Below are 24,872 nucleotides of genomic sequence, written 5' to 3'. Positions count from 1 at the left end.
TAAGTACGGCCTTCCTTGCTAGCGGAGGCGATTCTTCGCGCGTACTTTCGAGGCCGTAGGGAGCAAGGAACGCAGGCGACACAGGGGACGGGGATCAGCGGCATGGCCATCATCGAGACCGAGGCGACGCTCCACGACGCGCACCGGGACAACCACACGCACCGCGATGTGAACGGCGGCTGGCTGCGCCCCGCGGTGTTCGGCGCGATGGACGGCCTGGTCTCCAACTTCGCGCTGATGGCCGGTGTCGCGGGCGGCGCCGTCGCGCAGCAGACGATCATCATCACCGGACTGTCGGGACTGGCCGCGGGCGCCTTCTCCATGGCGGCCGGCGAGTACACCTCCGTCGCCTCCCAGCGCGAGCTGGTCGAGGCCGAACTCGACGTCGAGCGGCGGGAGTTGAGGAAGCACCCGGCGGACGAGGAGCGGGAGCTGGCCGAGCTCTACATCTCGCGCGGGGTCGAGCCCGAGCTCGCCCGCCAGGTCGCCGAACAGCTGTCCCGGGACCCCGAGCAGGCCCTGGAGATCCACGCCCGCGAGGAGCTGGGCATCGACCCGGGGGACCTCCCCTCGCCGACGGTCGCCGCCGTCTCGTCCTTCGGGGCGTTCGCGCTGGGCGCCCTGATCCCCGTACTGCCCTATCTGCTCGGTGCGAGCGACCTGTGGCCGGCCGTGGTGCTCGCCCTCGTCGGGCTCTTCGCGTGCGGCGCGGTCGTGGCCAAGGTGACGGCCCGCTCGTGGTGGTTCAGCGGATTGCGGCAGTTGGCCCTGGGCGGGGCCGCGGCCGGTGTGACCTATCTCCTGGGCAGCCTTTTCGGTACGGCGATAGGTTGACGGCCGCCAGGTCACGGCCGGATGATGGCTATACAGGGCCTTGCATAAGTAGTCGTTACTGGACGGTTTCGAGTACTTGACCACGGGGCATGAGCCGTAAGCGCTGTGGGCAATGAGGCCCGCGGCGCACCGTCGGCTCTCCCGGTCACCGATCTGCCCGCCGGGCCGTCTCCCGCCGCCACCCGCGGCGTCCGCATGCTGGAACGAAGTATCCACTTCTCGGGAATCGCTCCATCATGTAACCTGCACGAAATTTTGCAGCAGCATGTATTTCGCAGTACTCAGCAGAGGGCCAACGTCGTCCCTCGGCACTTGCAAATGCCACGACGACGACGGGAGAGCCGATGCGTACGCCGCGCCAGCCGTCCCAGCATTCCGCCGGCCAGAACTGGTCGCACATGGATGCTCGCCCTGCTGCCCAGGGCATGTACGACCCGCGCAACGAGCACGACGCCTGCGGCGTCGGCTTCGTGGCCACCCTCACCGGTGAGGCGAGCCACACGCTGGTCGAGCAGGCGCTCACCGTTCTGCGCAACCTGGAGCACCGCGGTGCCACCGGCTCCGAGCCCGACTCGGGTGACGGCGCGGGCATCCTGTCCCAGGTTCCGGACGCCTTCCTGCGCGAGTCGGTCGACTTCGACCTGCCCGAGGCCGGTGCGTACGCCGTCGGTATCGCCTTCCTGCCGGAGCAGGACACCGAGTCCTTCGCCGGGCAGATCGAGACGATCGCCGCCGAGGAGGGCCTGAGCGTCCTCGGCTGGCGCGAGGTCCCGGTCGCCCCGCAGCTGCTCGGCTCCATGGCCCGCTCGACGATGCCCGTCTTCCGTCAGGTCTTCGTCGCCGACGGCACCTCGGCTGCTGTTCGGGGCATCGCGCTCGACCGCAAGGCGTTCGTCCTGCGCAAGCGCGCCGAGCGTGAGGCCGGTGTCTACTTCCCGTCGCTCTCCGCCCGGACGATCGTCTACAAGGGCATGCTGACCACCGGCCAGCTGGAGCCCTTCTTCCCCGACCTGTCCGACCGCCGCTTCGCGTCGGCGATCGCCCTGGTCCACTCGCGCTTCTCGACGAACACCTTCCCGTCGTGGCCGCTCGCGCACCCGTACCGGTTCGTCGCCCACAACGGTGAGATCAACACCGTCAAGGGCAACCGCAACTGGATGCGCGCCCGTGAGTCGCAGCTCGCCTCCGAGCTGTTCGGCTCGTCGCAGGCGACCCTGGACCGGATCTTCCCGATCTGTACGCCGGACGCGTCGGACTCGGCCTCCTTCGACGAGGTCCTGGAGCTGCTCCACCTCGGTGGCCGTTCGCTTCCGCACAGCGTCCTGATGATGATCCCGGAGGCGTGGGAGAACCACGACTCCATGGACGCGGACCGGCGCGCCTTCTACCAGTACCACTCCACGATGATGGAGCCCTGGGACGGCCCGGCCTGTGTCACCTTCACCGACGGCACCCAGGTCGGCGCCGTTCTCGACCGCAACGGCCTGCGCCCCGGACGCTACTGGGTGACCGACGACGGCCTGGTCGTCCTCGGCTCCGAGGTCGGCGTCCTCGACATCGACCCGGCGAAGGTCGTCCGCAAGGGCCGCCTGCAGCCCGGCCGCATGTTCCTCGTGGACACCGCCGAGCACCGCATCATCGAGGACGACGAGATCAAGGCCGGACTCGCCGCCGAGCAGCCCTACGCGGAGTGGCTTGAGGCCGGTGAGATCGAGCTCTCCGACCTGCCCGAGCGCGAGCACATCGTGCACACGCACGCCTCCGTCACGCGCCGCCAGCAGACCTTCGGCTACACCGAGGAAGAGCTGCGCATCCTCCTCGCGCCGATGGCCAAGGCCGCCGCCGAGCCGATCGGCTCGATGGGCACGGACACCCCGATCGCGGCCCTCTCGGCCCGCCCGCGCCTGCTCTTCGACTACTTCACCCAGCTCTTCGCGCAGGTCACGAACCCGCCGCTGGACGCCATCCGCGAGGAGCTCGTCACCTCGCTGCGCTCCTCCCTCGGCCCGGGCAGCAACCTCCTGGAGCCCACGGCCGCCTCCTGCCGCTCGGTCACCCTGCCCTTCCCGGTGATCGACAACGACGAGCTGGCCAAGCTCATCCACATCAACGCCGACGGCGACATGCCCGGCATGAAGGCCGCGACGCTGTCCGGCCTCTACCGGGTCTCCGGCGGCGGCGACGCCCTGGCCGCCCGCCTGGACGAGATCTGCGCCGAGGCCGACGCCGCCCTGGAGGCCGGCGCCCACCTGATCGTGCTCTCCGACCGGCACTCCGACGCCGAGCACGCGCCGATCCCCTCGCTGCTGCTCACCGCCGCCGTCCACCACCACCTCATCCGCACCAAGCAGCGCACCCAGGTGGGCCTGCTGGTCGAGGCCGGTGACGTCCGCGAGGTCCACCACGTCGCCCTGCTCATCGGCTTCGGCGCCGCGGCCGTCAACCCGTACCTGGCGATGGAGTCGGTCGAGGACCTGGTCCGCGCGGGTACGTTCCTCAATGCCGAAGAGCTCGGTGGCCCGGAGCAGGCCATCCGGAACCTGATCTACGCGCTCGGCAAGGGCGTCCTCAAGGTCATGTCCAAGATGGGCATCTCCACCGTCGCCTCCTACCGCGGCGCGCAGGTCTTCGAGGCCGTCGGCCTCGACGCGGCCTTCGTGGAGAAGTACTTCAACGGCACGACCACGAAGATCGGTGGCGCCGGTCTCGACGTCGTCGCCGGTGAGGTCGCCGCCCGCCACGCCAAGGCGTACCCCGCCTCGGGCATCGCCCCGGCGCACCGCGCCCTGGAGATCGGCGGCGAGTACCAGTGGCGCCGCGAGGGCGAGCCGCACCTGTTCGACCCGGACACCGTCTTCCGGCTCCAGCACGCGACCCGCTCGCGCCGCTACGACATCTTCAAGAAGTACACGGGCCGGGTGAACGAGCAGTCGGAGCGTCTGATGACGCTGCGCGGCCTGTTCGGTTTCAAGAATGGCGAGGGCGCGGCCCGGCAGCCGATCTCGATCGACGAGGTCGAGCCGGTCTCGGAGATCGTCAAGCGGTTCTCGACCGGCGCCATGTCCTACGGCTCCATCTCGCGCGAGGCCCACGAGACCCTCGCCATCGCGATGAACCAGCTCGGCGGCAAGTCGAACACGGGTGAGGGCGGCGAGGACGCCGACCGCCTGTACGACCCGGCGCGCCGCTCGTCGATCAAGCAGGTCGCCTCCGGCCGCTTCGGCGTGACCTCGGAGTACCTGGTCAACGCCGACGACATCCAGATCAAGATGGCCCAGGGCGCCAAGCCCGGCGAGGGCGGCCAGCTGCCCGGCCACAAGGTCTACCCGTGGGTCGCGAAGACGCGTCACTCGACGCCGGGCGTGGGCCTCATCTCCCCGCCGCCGCACCACGACATCTACTCCATCGAGGACCTGGCTCAGCTGATCCACGACCTCAAGAACGCCAACCCGCAGGCCCGCATCCACGTGAAGCTGGTCTCCGAGGTCGGCGTCGGCACGGTCGCCGCGGGTGTCTCCAAGGCGCACGCGGACGTGGTCCTGATCTCCGGTCACGACGGCGGCACCGGCGCCTCCCCGCTGACCTCCCTCAAGCACGCGGGCGGTCCCTGGGAGCTCGGCCTCGCCGAGACCCAGCAGACGCTGCTGCTCAACGGCCTGCGCGACCGCATCGTCGTCCAGACCGACGGCCAGCTGAAGACCGGCCGCGACGTCGTCATCGCCGCGCTGCTCGGCGCCGAGGAGTTCGGCTTCGCGACCGCGCCGCTCGTCGTCTCCGGCTGCGTCATGATGCGCGTCTGCCACCTGGACACCTGCCCGGTCGGCATCGCCACCCAGAACCCGACGCTGCGCGAGCGGTTCTCCGGCAAGGCCGAGTACATCGTCAACTTCTTCGAGTTCATCGCCGAAGAGGTCCGCGAGATCCTCGCCGAGCTGGGCTTCCGCACCATCGAGGAGGCCGTCGGCCACGCCGAACTCCTCGACACCGAGCGGGCCGTGAACCACTGGAAGGCGCAGGGTCTCGACCTGGAGCCGCTCTTCTACGTTCCCGAGCTGCCCGACGGCGCCGTCCGCCACCAGCTGATCACCCAGGACCACGGCCTGGAGAAGGCGCTCGACAACGAGCTGATCAAGCTCGCCGCCGACGCCCTCGCCGCGAACGACCAGACCGACGCCCAGCCGGTGCGCGCCCAGGTCGCCATCCGCAACATCAACCGCACGGTCGGCACCATGCTCGGCCACGAGGTGACGAAGAAGTTCGGTGGCGCGGGCCTGCCCGACGACACCATCGACATCACCTTCACCGGCTCGGCGGGCCAGTCCTTCGGCGCCTTCGTCCCGCGCGGTGTCACGCTGCGCCTGGAGGGCGACGCCAACGACTACGTCGGCAAGGGCCTGTCCGGCGGCCGCATCGTGGTCCGCCCGGACCGCGGCGCCGACCACCTCGCCGAGTACTCGACGATCGCCGGCAACACCATCGCGTACGGCGCGACGGGCGGCGAGCTGTTCCTGCGCGGCCGCACCGGCGAGCGCTTCTGCGTCCGCAACTCCGGTGCCACGGTCGTCTCGGAAGGCGTGGGCGACCACGGCTGCGAGTACATGACCGGCGGTCACGCGGTGGTCCTCGGCGAGACGGGCCGCAACTTCGCGGCCGGCATGTCGGGCGGCATCGCCTACGTCATCGACCTGGACACCGACAACGTGAACGCCGCGAGCGTCTCCGCCGTCGAGGCCCTGGACGACACCGACGAGCAGTGGCTGCACGACGTGGTGCGCCGCCACCAGGAGGAGACCGGTTCCACGGTCGCCGAGAAGCTGCTCGCCGAGTGGCCCGCCGCCGTGCAGCGCTTCAGCAAGATCATCCCCAGCACGTACAAGGCAGTGCTCGCCGCCAAGGACGCCGCCGAGCGAGACGGTCTCTCGGAGACCGAGATCACCGAGAAGATGATGGAGGCGGCGACCAATGGCTGATCCCAAGGGCTTTCTCAACCACGGACGCGAAGTCGCCCGGACCCGCCCCGTCGGCGAGCGCGTCCAGGACTGGAACGAGGTCTACGTTCCCGGCTCCCTGCTCCCCATCATCAGCAAGCAGGCCTCGCGCTGCATGGACTGCGGCATCCCGTTCTGCCACAACGGCTGCCCGCTGGGGAACCTGATCCCCGAGTGGAACGACTACGCCTACCGCGAGGACTGGTCGGCCGCGCAGGAGCGCCTGCACGCCACGAACAACTTCCCGGAGTTCACCGGCCGCCTGTGCCCCGCTCCGTGCGAGTCGGCGTGTGTGCTGGGCATCAACCAGCCGCCCGTCACCATCAAGAACGTCGAGGTCTCGATCATCGACCAGGCGTGGGACCGGGGCGACGTCGCCCCGCAGATCCCCGAGCGCCTGTCGGGCAAGACCGTCGCCGTCATCGGTTCGGGCCCGGCGGGTCTCGCCGCCGCCCAGCAGCTGACGCGGGCCGGTCACACGGTCGTCGTCTACGAGCGCGCCGACCGCATCGGCGGCCTGCTCCGCTACGGCATCCCCGAGTTCAAGATGGAGAAGCGCCACATCAACCGCCGCATCGAGCAGATGCGCGCGGAGGGCACCAAGTTCCGTACGGGCGTGGAGATCGGCCGCGACCTCGACGCCTCGAAGCTGCGCAAGCGGCACGACGCCGTCGTGATCGCCGCCGGTGCCACGATCTCCCGCGACCTGCCGGTCCCGGGCCGTGAGCTGAACGGCATCCACTTCGCGATGGAGTACCTGCCGCTCTCCAACAAGGTGCAGGAGGGCGACTTCGTGCAGCCCCCCATCACCGCCGAGGGCAAGCACGTCGTCGTCATCGGCGGCGGCGACACCGGCGCCGACTGCGTGGGCACCGCCCACCGCCAGGGCGCCGCCTCGGTCACGCAGCTGGAGATCATGCCGCGCCCCGGCGACGACCGGAACCCGGTCTCGCAGCCGTGGCCGACCTTCCCCATGCTCTACAAGGTCACCTCGGCCCACGAGGAGGGCGGCGAGCGCGTCTACTCGGTGTCGACGACCCACTTCGAGGGCGACGAGGACGGCAACGTCCAGGCGCTGCACCTCACCGAGGTCGAGTTCATCGACGGCAAGCTGACCCCGAAGCCGGGCACGGAGCGCAAGATCCCCGCCCAGCTGGTCACCCTCGCCATGGGCTTCACCGGCACCGACCAGGACAACGGCCTGGTCTCGCAGTTCGCCCTTGACCTCGACGAGCGCGGCAACATCTCGCGCGACGCCGAGTTCCAGACGAACGTGCCGGGCGTCTTCGTGGCGGGCGACGCCGGCCGTGGCCAGTCGCTCATCGTCTGGGCCATCGCAGAGGGCCGCTCGGCCGCCCGCGGCGTGGACCGCTTCCTGACCGGCGCCTCGGAGCTCCCGGCCCCGATCAAGCCGACGGACCGCGCCCTCATGGTGTGACGCTCCGTCAATAGACGTCCCGTACAACGGCGTACGGAACAGAGCGCGACGCTCGCCCCACTGTCCCCGACCGGACGACTGGGCGGGCGTCGCGGTGCGTTCGGGGCCGCTACTTCGCGGGGGCGACCCAGGTGGTGATGATGGCCGCCGCCACGGCGAGGACACCGATCAGGCCCAGCCAGCGGGCCGCCTCGATGAGCCGCCAGATGGAGCGGGTGCGCCGGCGCTCGTACGTCAGGAGCCGGTTCGGCTCGCTGTAGACCTCTTCGCCCGGGCGGCCGTGCACGGCGACCACGCTGAGCCAGGAGGCGACGACCAGCGCGAGGAAGCCGACGGCGAGCAGCGGGATCACCGTCCAGCGCGCGCCGTCGGGCAGCTTGCTCAGGTCTTCCTGCCCTTTGAGCACGAACACGGCGGCGAGCAGTCCGGTCAGGGACGAGAGGTACGTGCGGTAGCCCTCGGCCTGGTGCAGGGCGAGGCGGAGCTGCTGGTGCGGGTCGCGCAGGGCGACGGCCCGGTCCTCGGCGCTCGCCAGCTGTTCGTCGGTGAAGGCCACCTGGTCGGTCAACTCCCCTGGAGCAGTTGGGCGGGCGGCGCGGCCACTGTCAGCATCGCGCCGCAGCCTCGGCGGTTCTCGGGGCGCGGCTGGTGGTAGCCGTCGCACTGGCAGGACGTGTTCCAGGGGAGCGCGTCGTCGGGCTGTTCGCGCCGGCCGAGGAAGCCGCCCTTGGCGATGAGCGGCTGGACCGGCCCGAAGGAACGGGCGGTGGCGCAGTTGCAGACCGGGCAGGTGCCACTGGCCGTCAACTCGGGCTGTCCGTCTTCCTGTTGCACCGACCAGGTGAAGGTGAGCGTGGTCGGGTGGCGGTGGCGCCGGTAGGGGGCGGGGGAGGTCATGCGGGAGGCTCCGTCGCGGGGTCGTCGGCCGGCAGGGTCAGGTCGAAGAGGCGTGCGTACCGGGTGAGGCGTTCGCGGACCCCGCCCTCGTCGAGGTCGGTCTCCTCCGCGCACAGGGTGATGTGGTCCCGCGGCACGTCCCCGCAGAGCGCCGGGGCGCGGCCGGTGAGCTGCTCGGTCAGCACGACGACGTCCCGCCAGTCCGGGACGAGGGAGCGCTCCGCGGGGTCGGGGGCCTCGACGGTGACCTCCAGGCCCAGGGAGCTGAAGGGGGCGTAGCGGTCGTGGGCCTTGCCGAGGGTCCAGCCGAAACGGCCTGCCACGAGGACGAGTTCCAGGGGGCCGAGGGTGTTGGGGCCGAGGAGGCCGGGGGCGAACGCGGCGTGGTCGAAGTCGTCGGGCTCGAAGGTCTTGAGGTGTTCGGCCGCGGCGCCCTGGAAGGGGCCGGGCAGGGCGGGGCCGCCCAGGGCGGCCAGGCTGCCCAGATGGCTGACGGTGGAGTGGAGGGTGCCGTGGGTCCGCTGCACGTGCTTGAGGAGGTCGGTGATGGTCAGGCGTTCCTTGAGGCGTAGAGGCATCGTGTCCAGAGCCCACCGGGAGTCCTGCATGACCTCCAGGTCCCGCCGGGTCACGCGGAGCAGGCTGGCGGGATGCGTAATGAGCGGGTGATCCAGCTCGAGGGCCGGGTCGAGGGCGTCCAGGTCGGCCGATACCGTCGCCAGCGGATCTCCTGAAGCGGCGGCGGCCATGAACACGCGGGCGAGGGGTGCACCGGGGTGAGTGACATCGACCCTGACGTGCGCGTAGCGGTCGGGCATGGTCAGGCGTGGGGTCGACGGGAGTTGGCCGGGCGTGGCCCGGGTGCCGCTCCAGTCGACCAGCCCACAGGCGTCCAGCGCCGCGACCGTCTCCGCCAGCTCGTGCGGTGATTCGAACACGTTCGCGGTGCTGATGAGGTGGGCCAGCGGCGTGGGGGCACCGATCCACTGCTCGTACTGCTGCTCGAGGGCCATGACGGCCCAGAACGGAACCTGCCAGTCCTTGTCCGGCAGGTCGACCGTCCGGGTGTGGGCCTTGCTGATGTCCCGCGCCGTGTTGATCTGCCGGATCGTGTCCGCCACGGGTGCGCCGAGGCGCTCCGAGATCCGCAGGACGTACACGGTGTCGATGGCTCCTTCGAACCACGGTGCCATCCGGTACGCGTCCAAGGAGAGCAGCAACTCCTGCTCCGCCGTCAGCGTCGCCGACTCCGCAAAGGTGTCGGGGACCGAATCCGTGAGGGCGAAGCCGAGCGGAGCGAAGGTGCGGACACGCTTCACCAGTTCGGCCGGACTGTCGGGCTGCCTGGCACGGGTCATCAGCGCGACGGGCCCGAGGCGGCCCGCGTGCCATCTGCTGTGGACCAGCCAGTCGGTGAGGTCCGACGCGTCGTCCGTGGCCAGAAGAAGGGCGTCGTCCAAGGAAGGGCGGACGGAGGCGAGTGCGGGATCGAGGACCGGCGGGCAGGGCAGGTCCGCATCGATGTCGTGCAGCCCGGCCAGCAGATCGGCCGCCTCGCCGAGGGACAGCTCGTGGACGGCCGCCACGGCGAGCAGGGGAGCGTGCTGGGCAGGCGGGTTCCGCAGCGACAGCTCGGCCTCGTAGCGGCCCCAGGGGCTGTCCATCTCCGCCTGCTGGCGGTCCATCATCCGGGTCACGGACGCGTAGGCACTGCACAGATCCGCCGCGGCCTGAGTGACGCGGACGGTCTCCAAGGCCCGGATGTCCGCGGTGGCGGGCACGGTGACGCCCGTGATCGCATAGCGGCGCAGAGCGCACAGCACCTCACGTACCGGCCTGCGTCCCTGGGCGGACGCGTGCAGCACGGCGTGCCACGACTCCGGCAGTTTTCGCTGGAACAACAGCGCGTCCAGGCCGTGCGGGCTCGGATATCCCGGTGGGGCGAAGTCCTCGTGGGCCTCCCGAAGGCTCAGCTGAGTGCTGCGCCACCTGGCCATGAGCCGGGACTCCGTCTCACGGACCGAGTCGAACCTGATCGGATTGTCCTCGTCGTCCTGGGGCAGGCAGCCGACCGTCGCGAGCCTGACCTGCCCCAGGCTCAGCCGCTTCCCTCCCTGCGAATCGGTTCGGGCCAGTGTCTCCGCGGGCAGTGCGTCCAGCATCGCCACGGCCACCTGAGGAGCCTTCCGGCTCAGATCCCACAGCCAGGGCAGGGAGACGTCCGTGCAGTTCGAGACGGCGTCCTTGATGTGGCCCAGAACCTCCTGCGTCACCAACTCGGATTCGTAGGAGAGAAGTTGCTTGCGGTCCACGCTCGGCACCGGAGCGTGCCGCTCGCGCAGATTGACGACCTGCCCGAACACCTCGGGTGCGTCCTGGATCACGACCCCGTCGAGGAGCAACTGCCCGTCGCCCTGCACGATCCAGGCGTCGGCGTCCCTCGCGGGCCCGAGCGGGACAGGACTGCCGTACCACTCGTCGCGGTCGGCGAGCACACCCGGTTCCCACACGAGCTCTCTGGCCCCGCCGTCCTCACCCACCTCGGCCACCGAGACCCGATGCTCCGTCACCCACAACAGCGCCCGCAGCGTGTCGAGCGCCGACGCCCGCTTCTCCGTCTCGGCGGCCTCGGCCAGATAGAGCCGTACCCGGGTGCCCCCGCCCTCCGGCGCCTCCGGATCCCTCGACGTGTTGATCTGCAGCAGTCCCGAACCCGACTGGATGTCGGCGCGCAGCGCCTCGGTGTCGGGGCTGCCGTACTGGTCCACCGGACGCGTCCAGACCACGACCTCGTCGGCCAGCATGAAGTAGCTGAACACCCCGATGCCGAAACGGGAGTTCATGGAACGGTCGGTGATTCCGGCGCGGCGCCAGTTGCGGCGCTCCTGCACGAAGTCCGGGTCCTGCTCGTAGCGTTTGCCGGCCCGCGCGAACATCGACGTGAGACGGGTGCGCGTCATGCCCGAACCGTTGTCCAGGCACTCGATGTACGGGCGTCCGTCGTGCCGGCCCTGGGTGAAGGCGATCTCACCCTCCCAGGGCGAGTGGGCCTTCCCGTACTGGCGGCGCATGTCCCGGTAGCGGCAGGCGTCCAGCGCGTTCTGGTACAGCTCGCGCACCGCCAGCATGCGGTCGCCGTACAGCTGCGTGCCCATGAGGAGCGGGCGGATCTCGTCCTCGGCCAGCCGGAACCGTTCCAGCGGCTCCTTGTAGCGATCCGGCACCGCCTTGAGGTGGTCGGTCGTGACATGGACCGGCAGGCCCCGCAGCAGGGCCGGCCGGGTGGGATCCTCGCGGAAGGCGCGCACGGCGGCGTCGGCCGTCAGCGCCAGCTCCTCCACGGCCGCGTGGAGCGCCGGATGCGGGCAGAGGAACCGTACGGTCATCTCGTACGTTCCGTCGGGCCGGTCCCGCCGGTCGTAGCCGAAGCCGCTCAGCGCCCCCGCCACGTCCCCCGCCACCAGCGGGTCATGGGCGCCGAGATGGTCGACGAGGACGCTGGACAGCCGGCGCGGGTCGGCCGCGAGCAGCGCCGCGGTCCACAGCAGACGGGCGAGGTGCGGGCCGCGCCACTGGTTGCCCGGCATCGGCCAGTCCGTGATCCACTTCTCGCCGTAGCCCTCGAAGTTGATGCGCGGGCTGCGTCCCGGCTTGACCGTCAGATGGCCGAGGACCTGGCGCAACTGGCGGTCGATCTGCGTGCGCTCGGCGTCCGTGCACGCGGCCTGCGCCGAGGCGTCGGCGGACGCCGTGACCGCCCGGACCGTCAGGTCGATCAGTTCCTCGACCGGCCGGTACTCCGGGGCGACACCGAACCACACCCGGTCCCAGTCGGCGACGAAGCGGTGCCGCAGCCAGTGGTCGGCGGCCTTCGCCGCGTCCTCCCGGCCGCGTCCGCGCAGCGTCTCGGTGGTGCGCAGCACGAGGGAGTGCGCGCGGCACACGTCCCGGGCGGCGTCGCGGACCTGGCGGCGGTGCGGGTCCGGTTCCTCGCCCCGGCCGCGCGGCCCGGGATCGAACCGGCCCGGCAACAGGGTGCGCAGCTCGTCCAGCGCGACCGCCACGATGCCCTGGTGGACGACGGCCGCGGCCAGCAGGCAGGCCGTCTCGGCGGGGGAGAGCCGTTCCTCGCCGTCGAGCGAGGCCCGGCCCACCAGATCGGCCAGCCGCTCGGCGACCCGGACCGGGTAACCGGGGTCGTACCACGGGTCGTCGCGCAGGGCGCCGGAACCGGTCCCGCTGCCGGCCACGCACCGGACGAGCTCGGCGAGCCGGTCCTGGACCCGGCGGTGCGTCTCGTCGGTGCCGGAGGTGTCCTTCCACAAGGGGGACTCACGGATGGCGTGGGTCCACACCGAGACCTGCTCGGAACCCTCGCAGACGACCGGGTCGGAGACCTGCTCGTCGCGCACCGGCCGCGGCACCCGCAACGTGACCTCGGGCGGCTCGACGCCGGAGTGGCCGTGGGCCGTGCGGTCCAGTTCGTCCTGGGTGTGGTGGACCACCTCGTGCAGGGTGCGCGGCGGCGTGAGCGGCGACAGCGCGTCCGCGAGGGCCCGCGCGAACCAACTGCCCTCGACGGGATCCGCGTACGAACGCTGCCCGCTGCCGCAGCTGTACACCCAGTACGAGTCCTGGCTCGCGGACACCGTGCCGCGCTCTGCGGGTTCCTGCACGGCGTGCGGGCCGGACGTGCGGCAGATGTCGAGGCAGACGACCGCGGTGACACCCTGGGGCAGACGGCGCAGCAGTCTGCCCGGCTCGGCGGGCAGCAACGTGGCCGGGTTGAGTCCGGTGGCACCGTCGGGAAGCCCGTACTCGGGCTGGGCGTCCGCGAGGACGAGATGGTCGAGCCCGCCGATCGTCTCGCCGTGGCAGGAGAAGTACAGCAGGGCGGTGTCACCGGGTTCGCACGAGCCGAAGAAACGGGAGACCTCGCCGAGCACCGGATTCATCCCGGTGGCCTCGTACTCGATGTGCGCCTCGACCTCGTAGCCGGAGTCCTCGAGCACCCCGCGCAACATCGTCACGTCCCGCTCGGCCGCATCGAGCGGCCGGTACGTCGCGGCGAGTTCGGGATCCTTCGCGAGGTAGGGGGTCCGTGGTACGCCGAACAGCAGAGCCCGTCGCCGTGCCGGGCTCCCACCTTGCTCCTGTGCCACCCGCGCGCCCCCTCGTCACCACCGGTCCCGACGCTCATTATCGGTCCAACACGGCCTCCGCGCAGGGGTGTTGTCCAACGCGCGACGACACCCGACGATCAACTGGTCCGGCCGGTGGCCGAAGCCCTCGGTGCCGGCCCGATGATGTTCGGGTGCCCACGCCCGGACGCGGACAAGGACAGGAGGGGCCACCGTGCCAGAGCCCATCGGAGCGGACGAGTGGCCGACGCGCAGTCTGTTGGGGAGGCTGTCGGCCCCGGCCCGACAGGATCTGCTCGGCCTGGGCACGGAGGTCCGGTTCGACGCGGGTGCCGTGCTGCTGAGGGAAGGCGACGACGACCAGCACGTCTTTCTGCTGGTGTCCGGTTTCGCCAAGATCACGGCCGGCGTGGAGAACGGTGAGATCTCTCTCCTCGCGGTCAGGGCGGCCGGGGACACGGTGGGCGAGATGGCGGCCATGAGCGGGACCACGCGCTCGGCGACGGTCACCGCGTGCGGCTCGTTGACCACCCGTGTGTCGCAGCGCGACGAACTGCGGAGGCTGCTGGAGCGCCGGCCGGAGATCTCCATGGCGCTCACCGGGGTGGTCGCCGACCGGCTGCGCTGGGCCAACCGGAGGCGGTTGGACTTCCGTGGGTATCCGGCAAAGGTGCGCCTCGCCCGGCTGCTCGTGGAACTCGCCGGGCTCTACGGCTCGGCCGGCGCCGAGGGCGTAGTCATCGGCTGTCGGCTGACACAGCCGGAGCTTGCCACGATGGTCGGCGCCGCCGAGACGACGATCCACAAGGTGCTGCGCGAACTGCGTGCCGACAGTCTGCTGGAGACCGGCTACCGCACCACCGTCATCCGGGACCTGCCCCGCCTCGAACGGCTCGCGGACCTTCTCGGAGGGACTCACGGGTTCACGGGCTCGCGGACCCACTGACGACGCCCGTCCCGCGGCGTCAGCCCAGCAGCGGCAGCAGGGCCACGCTCAGGCCCGCGCTCGCCCCCATGACGGCCGTGCACACCACCGCCGCCGCTATCCAGCGGTACTTGCGCACCGCGACGCGCGCGAGGAACCGCACCGTGCGCGACAACTCCCGGCGGTCCGCGGCCTCGTCGTCCGGCCCCGCGCCTTCGACGGGGGGCGGCAGGATGTCGGGTCCCGACGCCAGGTGGGCGAAGCTGTACCGGTTGACGCCCGGATCCCGTAGCACCCGGGGGCGCAACGACGCCGCCAGGCTCACCACGCCACCGATCAGACCGCAGACGAACAGGGCCGTCAGCGCCCCGGCGAACACCCCGGCCGCACCGCCCCGGTCCCAGACGAGCGCCGCCCGTTGGCTCCACGCCCCCGCGGTGCCGGCCAGCGCCACCTGCGCCGCCGCCAGGACCCCGGCCTTCGCGTCCGCGTGCTGATGGGTCGTGTGCAGCGCGGTGAACATGTACTGCGCGGGTCGGCTCCCGGCGGTCTGCCCGGTTGGTGCCATGAAGTTCCTCCGATCGACGGCGGCTTGTTCGGCCGGTCCGGTCCGGTTCCGGTGCCCGTTCGGGTGCCCGTTCCGGCTCCAGGTCCAGTAAGGGGCGATCTCGGCCACCGGACCAGGCACTTATGCGGGTTCTCGGGATTCCCTCGAACTCCATGGACCGCACCGCGGATCCCGAACCCCCGCCTTCTGCGAAGCCGCGCGGAACCACGTGGAAATACAGGATCCTCGGCGGAACTCGGAGGTACTACTTCTTGGCCGGCGTCCGTAGGGGGAGCGGACGCCGGTGCGATGCGACACAACTCCGCTGCTTTCCAGGCGGGTTGAGTGAAGTCGGCGGATTTTCTCCGAAGTTTCGTGTACCGAGAGGTGTCATGGCGACCAATGGTGAGGACGGGCAGGGCGGCGAGGGCGCCTTCGGGCGCAGACTGCTTCTGTCCGTCGACGCGAAGGGATACGGCGGCGCCGACACGGTCCGGCAGCACCAGTTCCAGGAAGCGATCGTGCGCCTGCTGGACGCGGCGGCCGGAACAGCCGGGTTGCACCGCGAGGCATGGCTGACACAGGAGGCCGGGGACTCGCTCTTCGCGGTTCTGCCCGAGGGCGCCTACGAGCCCGCCCTGGCCGATGCCTTCATGCGAAGCCTGACGGCCGGTCTGGAGACCTTCAACCTCGGTCGGCAGCAGGAGGCGTGGCTGAGGCTCAGGGCGGCCGTCCACTTCGGCGAGACCTCGCCGGCCGCCAACGGCTTCGCCGGCAGCGCCCCGGTCGCGATCGGCCGCATCCGCGACTGCGCGGCCCTGCGCGCCGCCCTGGACCAGTTGCCGCAGGCCCCGCTCGCGGTCGGTCTTTCGGAGACCGTCTTCCGGGACGTCGTCCAGGGGAAGGCGTACACCACCCTGAGGGAGAACGAGTTCCGGCAGGTGCCGATCGAGGAGAAGGAGTACCGGGGTGCGGCCTGGATCTGGGTTCCGGGCGCCGACGTACGGACGCTGGACCTGAGCCCCGCCGTGCTGAGGGACGAGCGACACGGCGCGCATCCGGTGCGGAGCGAGATGAAGGTGGACACCGTGCACGGGCGCACGATCGGGGTGCGTGTGCAGGGGCCCGTGCGCAACCCCGTCGAGGCCGTCGCCGACATCGGCCGCGTGGCGCGCGGTGGAGAAGCGGTCGGCGTGGACCTCCGCAGCGCCGGAGACACGCGATGACCGCCGCCCACGCCACCTACCCGCGCCACGCCTTCGAGGACGTGGTCCGGGCCCGTACGGAGGCCGACTTCGTCGAGCGTGCGTGGCTGTACGACGAGATCGAGCAGGCGCTGACGGCGGACGGGAGCCAGTACGTCCTGGTGACGGGCGAGCCGGGGGCGGGCAAGACCAGCCTGCTCGCCGGTGTCGCGCGGGCCCACCCCGGACGGCTGCGCTACTTCTTCAGACGCGACAGCCGGACCGCGGTCACCGGCGGCGACACCGAGTCGTTCCTGATGAGCATCGGACATCAACTGGCCCGGACGCGGCCGGAACTGTTCGAACTGGAACACCTCTCGATCGTCGTCCAGCAGCACATCGACAGCGTGCAGGCAGAGGGCCGGGCGACCGGCATCCGTATCGACGACCTGAAGGTCTCTCCCTTCCACCGCACCGCCTCCCTGGAGGTCGGACAGCGCGTCCGCGACGTCGAGGGCACGGTCACGGGCGTCGAGATCGGCACGGCCCATCTGGAGCCCCGGCTTCTCGACCCCGACAACCTGGCCCACCTGGCGCTGATCGGACCCGCGCAGGTCCTGGCGGACCGTGACCCCGAGGCCAGGATCGTCATCCTGCTCGACGCGCTGGACGAGATCGCCGACGATCACACGACCGAGCCGAGGAAGGGGCTCCTGCACTGGCTGACCCGTTCCCCGGAGCTGCCCGCCAACGTCAAGGTGGTCATTGCTTCGCGGCCGCACGCCGGGCTCCGGCTGTTCCGGTCGGCCCGGGAGGAACGCCTCACGGACGTGGTCATCGACGCGGCCTCGCCCCAGGTCGTGGGCGACCTCCACACGTACGCGAACCTCGTCCTGGAACGGCCGGCGATCCTGGAGGCCGAGCGCGCCAGGGGAAACCTCCCGGGCGGCACGAAGCGGCACGCCGTGCGCCGGGCCGCCGGAAACTTCCTCTATCTGGCGACCTACGCCCGAGCGCTGATCGACGCAGCCGAGGAACGGGACGACGAACTGATCGGCGAGCTGCTCGACTTCCGTGGCGTACCGGGCCAACTGCCCAGTCTGTACGGCTTCTTCCTGGAGCTGGTCCGCCAGGAGCTCGAACCCGTGCGGCAGGACGCCGCCGGTGCGTCCGCCGGCAGCTGGGAAGGGGTGGGCCTGCCCATCATCGGCGTACTGACCGTGGCCAGAGAGGCGCTCACGGGGGAACAGCTCGCCGCCATGTCGGGCACGCGCCTGAGGGACAGATCCGCCCGGAAGGTCCTCAAGAGCCTGCGCTGGCTCCTGGAGCGCGGCGACGACCGGTTCGCCTTCTTCCACACCTCCATCAGCGAGTTCCTCGTGGGGCCGAAGGCCCGCGAGGAACATCCCGAGTGCTGGGTCGACGAGACGCGCTGGCACGAGCGGATCGCCCGCCACTACCGGGGCGCCGCACCCGACTGGGCGGACGTGAAATGGTCCCGCATGGACCTCTACGGTCTCTCCCACCTCGCCGTCCACGTCCTGAACTCGGGACCGAGCGTCTCCGCCGAGGCCGCCGACCTGGTGTGCGCCGGTCTGCGGCGCGCCGTCAGAACCGGGTTCGGGGCCGAACGCCGATTCCTCGAACTCGTCGACAGCATCGCCCACCACATCGCCGACTCGGCGCCCGTCGCCTCCGGGCTGCCCACGATGGCGTACCTCGGTGTCGTACGCCATCAGGCGGCGCAGTCGACCGGTGCGCTGCCGCCGAGAGTGATCGGGCTGCTGGCGAGGACAGGGCGGATGCCGGAGGCACTGGAGCACGCGAACGGGATCAGGCCGTCGCTGCAGCGGGTCGTGTCCTTCGCGGAGATCACGCGATACGCGAGTCCCGGGCCGGATGCGCCCTCGGCCGAAGAGCTGCTGGACATGGTGGTCGAGTCCGCGGTGTCGGTTCCGGCCACCGGCGATCGCCTCGGAAACCTCGACGCGCGCAGTGCCGTCAAGATCGCCGCACGCCTGCTGGCACCTCACGACGTCGAACGCGCCCTGCGGCTGTGGCAGCACGGGCAGGAGGCATTTCCGTACCAGAACGGTCCGGTGGACGAGCCGGACGAGGTGTACCGCGCCGCCGCGACGGCCGCCGCCGAGAAGGACGTGGACACGGCTCGCGCGCTCATCGGCATGATCAGCGGTGAGCACTGGGCGGACTATCTGGACCTGGCCGCGCGTACCACCCCCGAGAAGGCCGTCGAACTGTTGGCGACGGCCGAGGCCGCGCTGGAGGACGCGGACTCGAAGGACCGTCTCGTGGGCCTTGCGAGGCTGGCCGCCGCATGGGCGGCGTACGACCCTGCCACCAGCCGGGCCATCCTCGCCGAGGTGCGCGCACAGCTCTTCGTGGCAGGAAGGGACACGGGACTCACCGGCCAACTGGTCGAGGCAGCTGAACTGGTGGTGGACGTGGACCCGACCACGGCCCGTTTCCTGCTGGCCCGCCTGGACACGGACGTGCACGGCGGGCTGCTCGGTGGCGTTGCGCTCTGGACCCGTCTGGGAGAGCCGGAGCGCGCGCGGGCTCTGCTCGACCGGCGCCGGACCACGACCGAAGACGGCTGGGCGAGGCTCGACGCCATGAAGGCGCTCGGTCGGTCGGACCGGGCGGAGGAACTGCGGATCATCGAACGGATCCATGCGGCGATACCCGCATCACCCCTCGACCCGCAGGCGAACACCTCGCGCAGCCGGGCGCGCGACGGCGATCTCGTCGCCGTGGTGCGGCGGATGGCCGAGTACGACCTGGCCAGGGCCGCCCGGATGGCCATGGGAATCCAGCAGACCGGCTGGAGCGACCACGGGAGCGACCCCTGGCCGCGGGCCGGTGGCGCAAGGACGCAGACCGACGCGGCCAGGGAGGTGTACGGGCAGGACCGGTACTCGCTTCTCGCGGGTATCGCACATCTCCATGCCGCCCGCGGCCAGGACGCTCCGGCCGCCGCGATCCTGGAGGAACTGCTGCGGAGCGCCGCGGACCCCGCACCGCTCGAAGGCGGCGGTGGCTGGGGCAAGGGTCTCGCGAGCGCGGTTCCCGAGTCGAGTGAGCCTCCTGCCAGGAACAACCTGGAAGAAGCCAACCTCTACGCTCTGCCGGGCCTGTTCAACGCCGACCAGCACTGGGCCGCGTTCGCCCGAAGCCACTTCTTCCGCGCACCGGCCGATGTGGTCCGGGCCGTCGACCTGGGGGGCCACGGCACCGCGGCCGGAGCCGTACGCCGGATCGCGGCGCTGCTGGCACATCGGGACCTCTCCCGGGCGGTGGCCCTCGTGCGCGCGATCGCCGACCCCGCGGAGCGCGCCATCGGCTTCGCCGATCTGCACCGGGCCGCCCACGGACCCGACCACAGCGATACGCACCACGGCCCCGACGCGGACGTCTTCTCCAAGGAGATCGATCGAGCGCTCGGCGAACTCCCGGCCTACCGGTGGACCGTCGGCGTCGCCGAACGACGGGACACGGTGGGGGACCAATACGCGCTCGCCTACGTCCGCCCCGATCACCGTGTCCACTTCGAACTGGCGGTACGCGCCCTGGGCTGTCGGAAGCAGGACTATCTGACCCTCGAAGGGGTGGCCTACCTCCGCCACACCCTGGGGCGCTCCCTGGCCATGTGGGCATCCGCGGTGTACGCCAATGACGTGATCGCGGGCAAGCGGCCGCACCCGGAGTTCACCAGACTCCACCTGGAGAACCTCAGCTCCATGAAGGACCTGAATCTGAAAGGGACCGACGCGCCGACGAAGAGCGGGCTGGCCACGACCGCCTACCAGGAACACCGCATCGCCCGCGACGTACCGGGCCACCGCGCCACGCCCTCCCGCATCCGCTTCGACGACCCGGTCTACGACGCGGCCATGGAACTCGTGACTCCGGAGCCCGGGGCGCCTCTCAGCTCCGGGTTCACCCGGCGCATCCGGAAGCTGCTCGTCGACGGCCCGGTTCCGGCCGCCGCCGATCTGCTCGCCTTCGCCGCGGAAGCCAGGCCGGAACACGAGCGCGAACTTCGTGAACTGGCCGAAGAGCTCGTCGACACGGCCGACGACGGCTCCACGCTCGGGGTGGACGCCCTGTCCACCCTGGCCACCTCGCCACTCCTCGGTGACCTGGTGGATCCCGTCGACATCCTGCGCGCGGCCGGCCGTTGCGTGTCCCGGTGGCCGGGCGAGGAATGGATCCCCGGCTACATGAAGTTCCGTCTCTTCCCCGTCCTCCTCGAGCGCGCGCCGAGGGAGGCGCTGCGCACGTTCTACGAAGCCGCATCGGGGAACTGGTCCTCCGCCATGGCGCTGCTGGAACACGCGCCGGGCAGCGTGATCGACGCCCTGGGCACCGACGCGCCGGCCGTCCTCGGCTCGGCCGTCGCCCGCGGTCTCGTCTGTACCTCGCCCTCGGGTACGGCACCCGACGTCGTGGACGGCGTCCGGCTGACGGCGCTCGTCGCGACGGCCGCCCGCGAAGAGGGTCCGGACGGGACGTGGGTCTCATGACGCATCCGGTCGACCCCGCGGTGGAGAAGGCGCACAGGGACGTCGTGAGACTGTTCCGCGCCGCCACCGCCGACGAGCTCGCCGCCGTGTGCCGGGCCGCCCGGGACCGGCTCGCGGCCCTGCCGGCCCTCGACCCCGACGATCCGAGTACCTGGACCTCGTACGAGCTGATCACTGCGGACGTACGGTCACTCATCGGCTTTCTGGGCGAGGCCGGTGTCCCCAACAGCGAGCCGGAGCGGTTCCGCTCCCTGGTGATCCGTGTCCTGCGGTACCTCTACGCGGCCGACCGGGCGGAGTCCGGTGTTCTCCTGGCGGAGCTCGTCCGCAACGACTGGGAACCGGCGATCGGGGAGTCGCACGTCCACACACTCGCGGCTGCCGCGCGACTCGCCGCCTGTCTGCACGCACACGGCGACTCGGAACAGGCCCGGCCGGTGTTCGAGAGGATTCTCCTGCTCCGGTCGAGGACGCACGGCGACGACCATCCGGAAACCCTTCTCGCTGCCTGCAACCTGGGCGCGTGCCTCAATCGACTCCAGGACTTCCGCGCCGCGTTCCAGCTGAACACCGGCATCGTGCGGCGATGTGAGCGACGTCTCGGCAGGGACGACAGGACGACGATCCTGGCCGCGGGGAACCTCGCGGGCAGCCTCTTCGGGCTCGGGCAGCTGGAGATGGCGCTGACGCTGTACCGGGACGTCCACCGGCGGCACAGCCGGGTGACGGGCGAGAATTCCCTGGCGGCACTCGACGCGCAGGCGAGCATCGCCATCACCCTGCACAAGCTCGGCGATTACGAGACGGCGCGCACGGTCAACGCCGGCCTGGTGCCGAGATTCGAGAGGGTCGCAGGGAAGGACTACTCGGGTACCGAGAACGCGCGGGCGCGTCTGGAGATGAACCTCCGTGCACTCGGGCGGGACGAGGAGGCGGACGACGTGCACGGCGGGATGCCGAGGTTCGGATCCCCTCCCTGACCGGCCCGAGCGGGGGCCCGGGACCATGGTCAGGTCCCGGGCCCGGGCCTTGGAGCAGGTGGCGAGGACCGGCCTCGCGCGATCAGCTGTGGAAGTTGATGTACCCGTTCCCGTCACGGTCGTTGGCCGACTTCGTGTACGCGTGGGTGTCCGCGTGCGAGCCCGACGGCTTGTAGAGGTAGATCGTGTCCTTGTCGTTGTTCCACATGAAGTTGCAGTTGTTGCGGTACACGACGTTCTTCGCGTCCGAGTCCGTGCCCTTGCCGCCGCGCAGGCGGACGTAGTCGCCGGGCTCGAGGGTGTGGCTCTTGGTGAACGTGAACTTGTTGCCGGTCTTGTCCTTGACCACGTACCCCTTGAGGTTCACCGTCGCGGTCCTGGAGTAGTTCTTGATGGTCACGTACTCCTTGTACGTGTTGCCGCCGGAGCAGCGGTTGTCGTCCCTGCCCGGGGCGTCGTACTGCACCCCTCGCACCTTCAGCGCCGAGCTGTACTCCGTCGCGTACGCGGGAGCCGCGGTCAGCAGGGCAGCGGCCGCCAGTGCGGAGACGGAGAGCACGGAGGCGGCGGCCAGGGTCGGGCGTATCTGCATGGTGTTCCTTAACGGGCGTGCGGAGAGACGGTGTTGAGCATCGCGAGCGCGTGCCGTGAGAGCGGTACGCACGCGTGCTTCACGCTTTAGACACACCATCTTCACGTTTGGTTGCACGGGTTCACCGTCGAAACGTCGGTCTCACGGCACCCGGTACGTCTCCCCGTACACCTGCCATGTCAGCGGTGTCTTGAGGGAAAGGTTTCCGTCGTAGAGGAACTGCCGCTGGGCCGTGTCGATGCGGCTGGTGTCGATGCCCGCCTTCGTGGTCCGCATCGCCTTGCGGCGCAGGTCGAGGAAGATGTCGAGATACGCCCCCTCCTTGCCGCCCTGCGACGGGCTGTCGGCCTCCTTGAGCGTCGCCTCGCGCAGGCCGTAGAAGCCGGTGGGGCCGGTGCCGGGGCCGTGGAAGACCATCGCGTCGTAGTAGACGAACTGACCCAGCGTGCCGAGGCCGTCCAGCTTGGCGAGGCGGACCGCGGGGTCGAAGTAGACGCGGTCGCGTTCCTCGTCCTGGGCTGCGCGGAAGGCCTGTTGGGCGGCCTCGTTCTTCCAGGCGGCCGGGAAGCCGGGGTCCAGCCCCTCGTGCGAGTCCGTGCCGTCGACCTTGCGCAGGGCGGGGAGATAGCGGGCGAGGCCGTTGTCCGGGTGGGCCTTCGTGTAGCGCTCGACCAGGGTCAGGAGGTCGTGGGTTCCGCTGCAGAAACCGATGATGCCGGCCGTGTAGCCCTGCCCGTCGCCGATGTCTTCTATGTAGCCGTACGCGCTGCGCCAGTCGAGGGTGGAGTTCTCGGCACTGGCGACGATCTGCTGGGCCAGCTCCTTCTTCCGCGGTCCGGCCAGGCCCGGCGGCAGGCTCGCGATCATCTTGTCGTCGGCCCTGCGCTCGGCGGCCGACCTGTCCTGCTCGGGGGAGTGCGCCGACGCGGATGCCGAGGGGCGGGCGGAGCCGTCGGTCTCGCTGCCGGGCGACAGGAAGTAGAACGCCGCCGTGGCGGCGGGGGCCACGGCTATGAAGGAGAGGAACAGGCATCCGGCGCGTTTCATGCGGCACACAGTAAAGCCACGACACCTCCACCCCGGAGCGGGGTGGACGCCCGCCGCCCCGGCCCACCATTGACTCGAAGTCAGTCGAGGGCCGGGCTCGGGCGGAGCCGCCCTTCCCGCACACCAGGTCACGGAGGTCCTGTGAGCATCGAAGCGTTGGCGCGACTGGGGGAGTTGAGCGAGGAGCTGGGCGCCCGGCCTCCCGCCACCTTCGCCGAGCTGACCGACGAGCAACTCGCGGTCCTGAGCTACGCGCTGCGCCGGGAACGCGAGCGCCGCGCCACCGGCCTCAACGAGGCCGCGGAGAAGGCGCTCACGGTGGTGCCCGCGCCGGCCCGGGGGCCCGTCCGCAGGATCCTGTTCCGCTCGGCGGCTCGTCCGGCGGCCGGCTCAGCGGCTCATCCGGCGGCCGGCCCGGCTGCCGGCTCTGTGACGCGTACGTCGGCCCGTCGGGCGGACCGCCCGTCAGGAGGCGACCGACTGTGAACAGCTTCGAGGGGCGCATGCCCTTCACCAGCTCCGAGCGGCGCATGCCCGCCAACGGCTCCGAGCGGCTGCAGTGCCGTGCCGAAGTGCTCAAGATCGAGCGGGTGCTCGCCGTAGCCCCGGGCGGGCTCTCCTTTCTCGACGGGCGGTCCGCCGCCGACCTGCGGCGCTTTCGCGAACAAGCCGTCGCCGCGCTCTTCGACCGGGCCCCCGACATGATCGACCGGATCGCCGCCGCGACCAGGCTGGTGCCCGCGACCGTCTCCGCCGCCATCGCGCAGAAGGCCCTCGGGCCACGGCTCGCCGGCGCCGTCGCGGGCCGCATGGAACCCGCGCGGGCCGCAGCCGTCATCGACAGACTGCCGGTCGCCTTCACCGCGGAGGCCTGCGCCCACCTCGACCCGCGCCGGATCCCCGGCATCGTCGACCGGCTCGACGAAGACCTCCTCGTGCGCATCGCGGTGCACCTCGCGGAACGCGGGGACCACCTCACGATGGGGCGGTTCGTCGGGCATCTGCGGGATTCGGCGCTGCTCCGGATCATTCCGCAGGTCGACGACGCGGCCGTGCTGCGGACCGGCTTCCTCATCGACCGGCGCGACCGGCTCGGCCAGGTCGTCGAACTGATGGGACAGGAACGGCTGGCCCGGGTCGTCGCGGCGGCCTCCGGCGCCGGGCTGTGGCCGGAGGCGCTCGCCATCGCCGACATGGTCAACGCCGAACGGCGCACCCAGATCGCGGAACTCACCGCCGACCGGCCCCAGGAGGAACTGGAGGCCCTGCTGTCCACCGTGGCGGCCGAGAGGCTGTGGCAGGCGCTGCTGCCGCTCGTCGCGCTGCTCGACGACGACCGCCTGCGCACCGTCGCCGCGCTGCCCGCGCTGCGCGATCCGGCGCTGCTCGCCGACGCCGTGCGGGCCGTGGTGGCGAGCGGCCTGTGGGGTGCGTTCCTGCCGCTGGCGGACGCGCTGCCGACCGCGTCCCGTACGGTGATCGCCGCGACGGCGGCCGGGCTGCCGGAGGCCGACCTGTCGGCGCTCCTCCTCGACGTGGAGGAGCGGAACCTGTGGGAGCTGGTCCTGCCGCTGATCGAGCTGATGCCCGAAGCCGGCAAGGCCCGCGTGTTCGCCCTGCCCGCCTTCCGGCCGGCCGGGCCGCGGGCCTGATCGGGGCCGGGGGCCTGATCGGGGTGGGGCTCTCGCCGGGGTGACCGAGGGGTGGGTCTGGCCGGAGCCCTGGTCAAGGCGGGCCCCGGCGGGCAGAGGCCCT

15 protein-coding genes are annotated in these 24,872 nt (G+C 71.0%); 9 read left to right on the top strand and 6 right to left on the bottom strand.

All coding sequences use genetic code 11. From position 1 onward, the window contains the following. The first annotated feature begins 102 nt into the window (after positions 1-102). The 3 genes from ABT127_RS00725 (at position 103) to ABT127_RS00715 (ending at position 7,260) form a co-directional block, all read left to right on the top strand. Positions 103-834: a VIT1/CCC1 transporter family protein gene (locus ABT127_RS00725; RefSeq protein WP_351443674.1), complete on the top strand. Its 732-nt coding sequence runs from the start codon at positions 103-105 to the stop codon at positions 832-834. Positions 835-1,178: 344 nt separating this feature from the next. Then, positions 1,179-5,804: a glutamate synthase large subunit gene (gene gltB / locus ABT127_RS00720; protein WP_351443673.1), complete on the top strand. Its 4,626-nt coding sequence runs from the start codon at positions 1,179-1,181 to the stop codon at positions 5,802-5,804. After that, positions 5,797-7,260 (top strand): glutamate synthase subunit beta, encoded by a 1,464-nt coding sequence (locus ABT127_RS00715; RefSeq protein ID WP_351443672.1) that lies wholly within the window; start codon positions 5,797-5,799, stop codon positions 7,258-7,260. The genes gltB and ABT127_RS00715 overlap by 8 nt, the downstream gene beginning before the upstream one ends. Positions 7,261-7,369: 109 nt before the next feature. On the opposite strand, the gene ABT127_RS00710 is transcribed toward ABT127_RS00715, so the two are convergent. The 3 genes from ABT127_RS00710 to ABT127_RS00700 are packed head-to-tail and all read right to left on the bottom strand — an operon-like array spanning position 7,370 to position 13,319. Beyond that, entirely contained in the window at positions 7,370-7,828 is a 459-nt protein-coding gene (locus ABT127_RS00710) for a hypothetical protein (protein WP_351443671.1), read from the bottom strand. After that, positions 7,825-8,157, bottom strand: coding sequence for a hypothetical protein (locus ABT127_RS00705; protein ID WP_351443670.1), 333 nt, complete (start codon positions 8,155-8,157; stop codon positions 7,825-7,827). The genes ABT127_RS00710 and ABT127_RS00705 overlap by 4 nt, the downstream gene beginning before the upstream one ends. Further along, positions 8,154-13,319, bottom strand: coding sequence for an HD domain-containing protein (locus ABT127_RS00700; RefSeq protein ID WP_351443669.1), 5,166 nt, complete (start codon positions 13,317-13,319; stop codon positions 8,154-8,156). The genes ABT127_RS00705 and ABT127_RS00700 overlap by 4 nt, the downstream gene beginning before the upstream one ends. Positions 13,320-13,512: 193 nt before the next feature. Here ABT127_RS00700 and ABT127_RS00695 point away from each other — a divergent pair, with 193 nt between their 5' ends. Beyond that, positions 13,513-14,244 carry a Crp/Fnr family transcriptional regulator gene (locus ABT127_RS00695; RefSeq protein WP_351443668.1) on the top strand — a complete coding sequence of 244 codons (732 nt, stop codon included), beginning with the start codon at positions 13,513-13,515 and terminating at the stop codon, positions 14,242-14,244. A gap of 19 nt (positions 14,245-14,263) precedes the next feature. Here the strand turns inward: ABT127_RS00695 and ABT127_RS00690 are convergent, their stop codons facing one another. Then, the gene (locus ABT127_RS00690; RefSeq protein ID WP_351443667.1) at positions 14,264-14,791 is read right to left on the bottom strand and encodes a Pycsar system effector family protein; all 528 of its coding nucleotides are present in this window, start codon (positions 14,789-14,791) and stop codon (positions 14,264-14,266) included. A gap of 371 nt (positions 14,792-15,162) precedes the next feature. Here ABT127_RS00690 and ABT127_RS00685 point away from each other — a divergent pair, with 371 nt between their 5' ends. From ABT127_RS00685 to ABT127_RS00675, 3 genes are read left to right on the top strand one after another with little or no spacing between them, the layout of a single operon-like run. Then, on the top strand, positions 15,163-15,996 hold the full coding sequence (locus ABT127_RS00685) for a hypothetical protein (protein WP_351443666.1): 834 nt from the start codon (positions 15,163-15,165) through the stop codon (positions 15,994-15,996). Further along, the gene (locus ABT127_RS00680) at positions 15,993-20,498 is read left to right on the top strand and encodes a hypothetical protein (RefSeq protein WP_351443665.1); all 4,506 of its coding nucleotides are present in this window, start codon (positions 15,993-15,995) and stop codon (positions 20,496-20,498) included. Before ABT127_RS00685 ends, ABT127_RS00680 begins: the two co-directional genes overlap by 4 nt. Beyond that, on the top strand, positions 20,495-21,478 hold the full coding sequence (locus ABT127_RS00675) for a tetratricopeptide repeat protein (RefSeq protein WP_351443664.1): 984 nt from the start codon (positions 20,495-20,497) through the stop codon (positions 21,476-21,478). The genes ABT127_RS00680 and ABT127_RS00675 overlap by 4 nt, the downstream gene beginning before the upstream one ends. 82 nt (positions 21,479-21,560) lie before the next feature. Here ABT127_RS00675 and ABT127_RS00670 read toward each other — a convergent pair whose 3' ends face one another. Further along, positions 21,561-22,070, bottom strand: a complete 510-nt coding sequence (locus ABT127_RS00670) for a lamin tail domain-containing protein (RefSeq protein ID WP_351443662.1) — start codon at positions 22,068-22,070, stop codon at positions 21,561-21,563. A 141-nt stretch (positions 22,071-22,211) separates the two neighbouring features. Next, entirely contained in the window at positions 22,212-23,117 is a 906-nt protein-coding gene (locus ABT127_RS00665; protein WP_351443661.1) for a chitosanase, read from the bottom strand. A gap of 141 nt (positions 23,118-23,258) precedes the next feature. Between ABT127_RS00665 and ABT127_RS00660 the strand changes: the two genes are divergently transcribed. Both ABT127_RS00660 and ABT127_RS00655 read left to right on the top strand, forming a co-directional pair. Further along, positions 23,259-23,603: a hypothetical protein gene (locus tag ABT127_RS00660; RefSeq protein ID WP_351443660.1), complete on the top strand. Its 345-nt coding sequence runs from the start codon at positions 23,259-23,261 to the stop codon at positions 23,601-23,603. Beyond that, entirely contained in the window at positions 23,600-24,769 is a 1,170-nt protein-coding gene (locus ABT127_RS00655; protein ID WP_351443659.1) for a hypothetical protein, read from the top strand. The genes ABT127_RS00660 and ABT127_RS00655 overlap by 4 nt, the downstream gene beginning before the upstream one ends. The last annotated feature ends 103 nt before the right edge of the window (positions 24,770-24,872 follow it).

Origin of the sequence: Streptomyces sp. NPDC001904 (assembly GCF_040297005.1) — a bacterium.
Lineage (GTDB): Bacteria > Actinomycetota > Actinomycetes > Streptomycetales > Streptomycetaceae > Streptomyces.
This window is presented reverse-complemented; position numbering and strand designations above follow the sequence as displayed.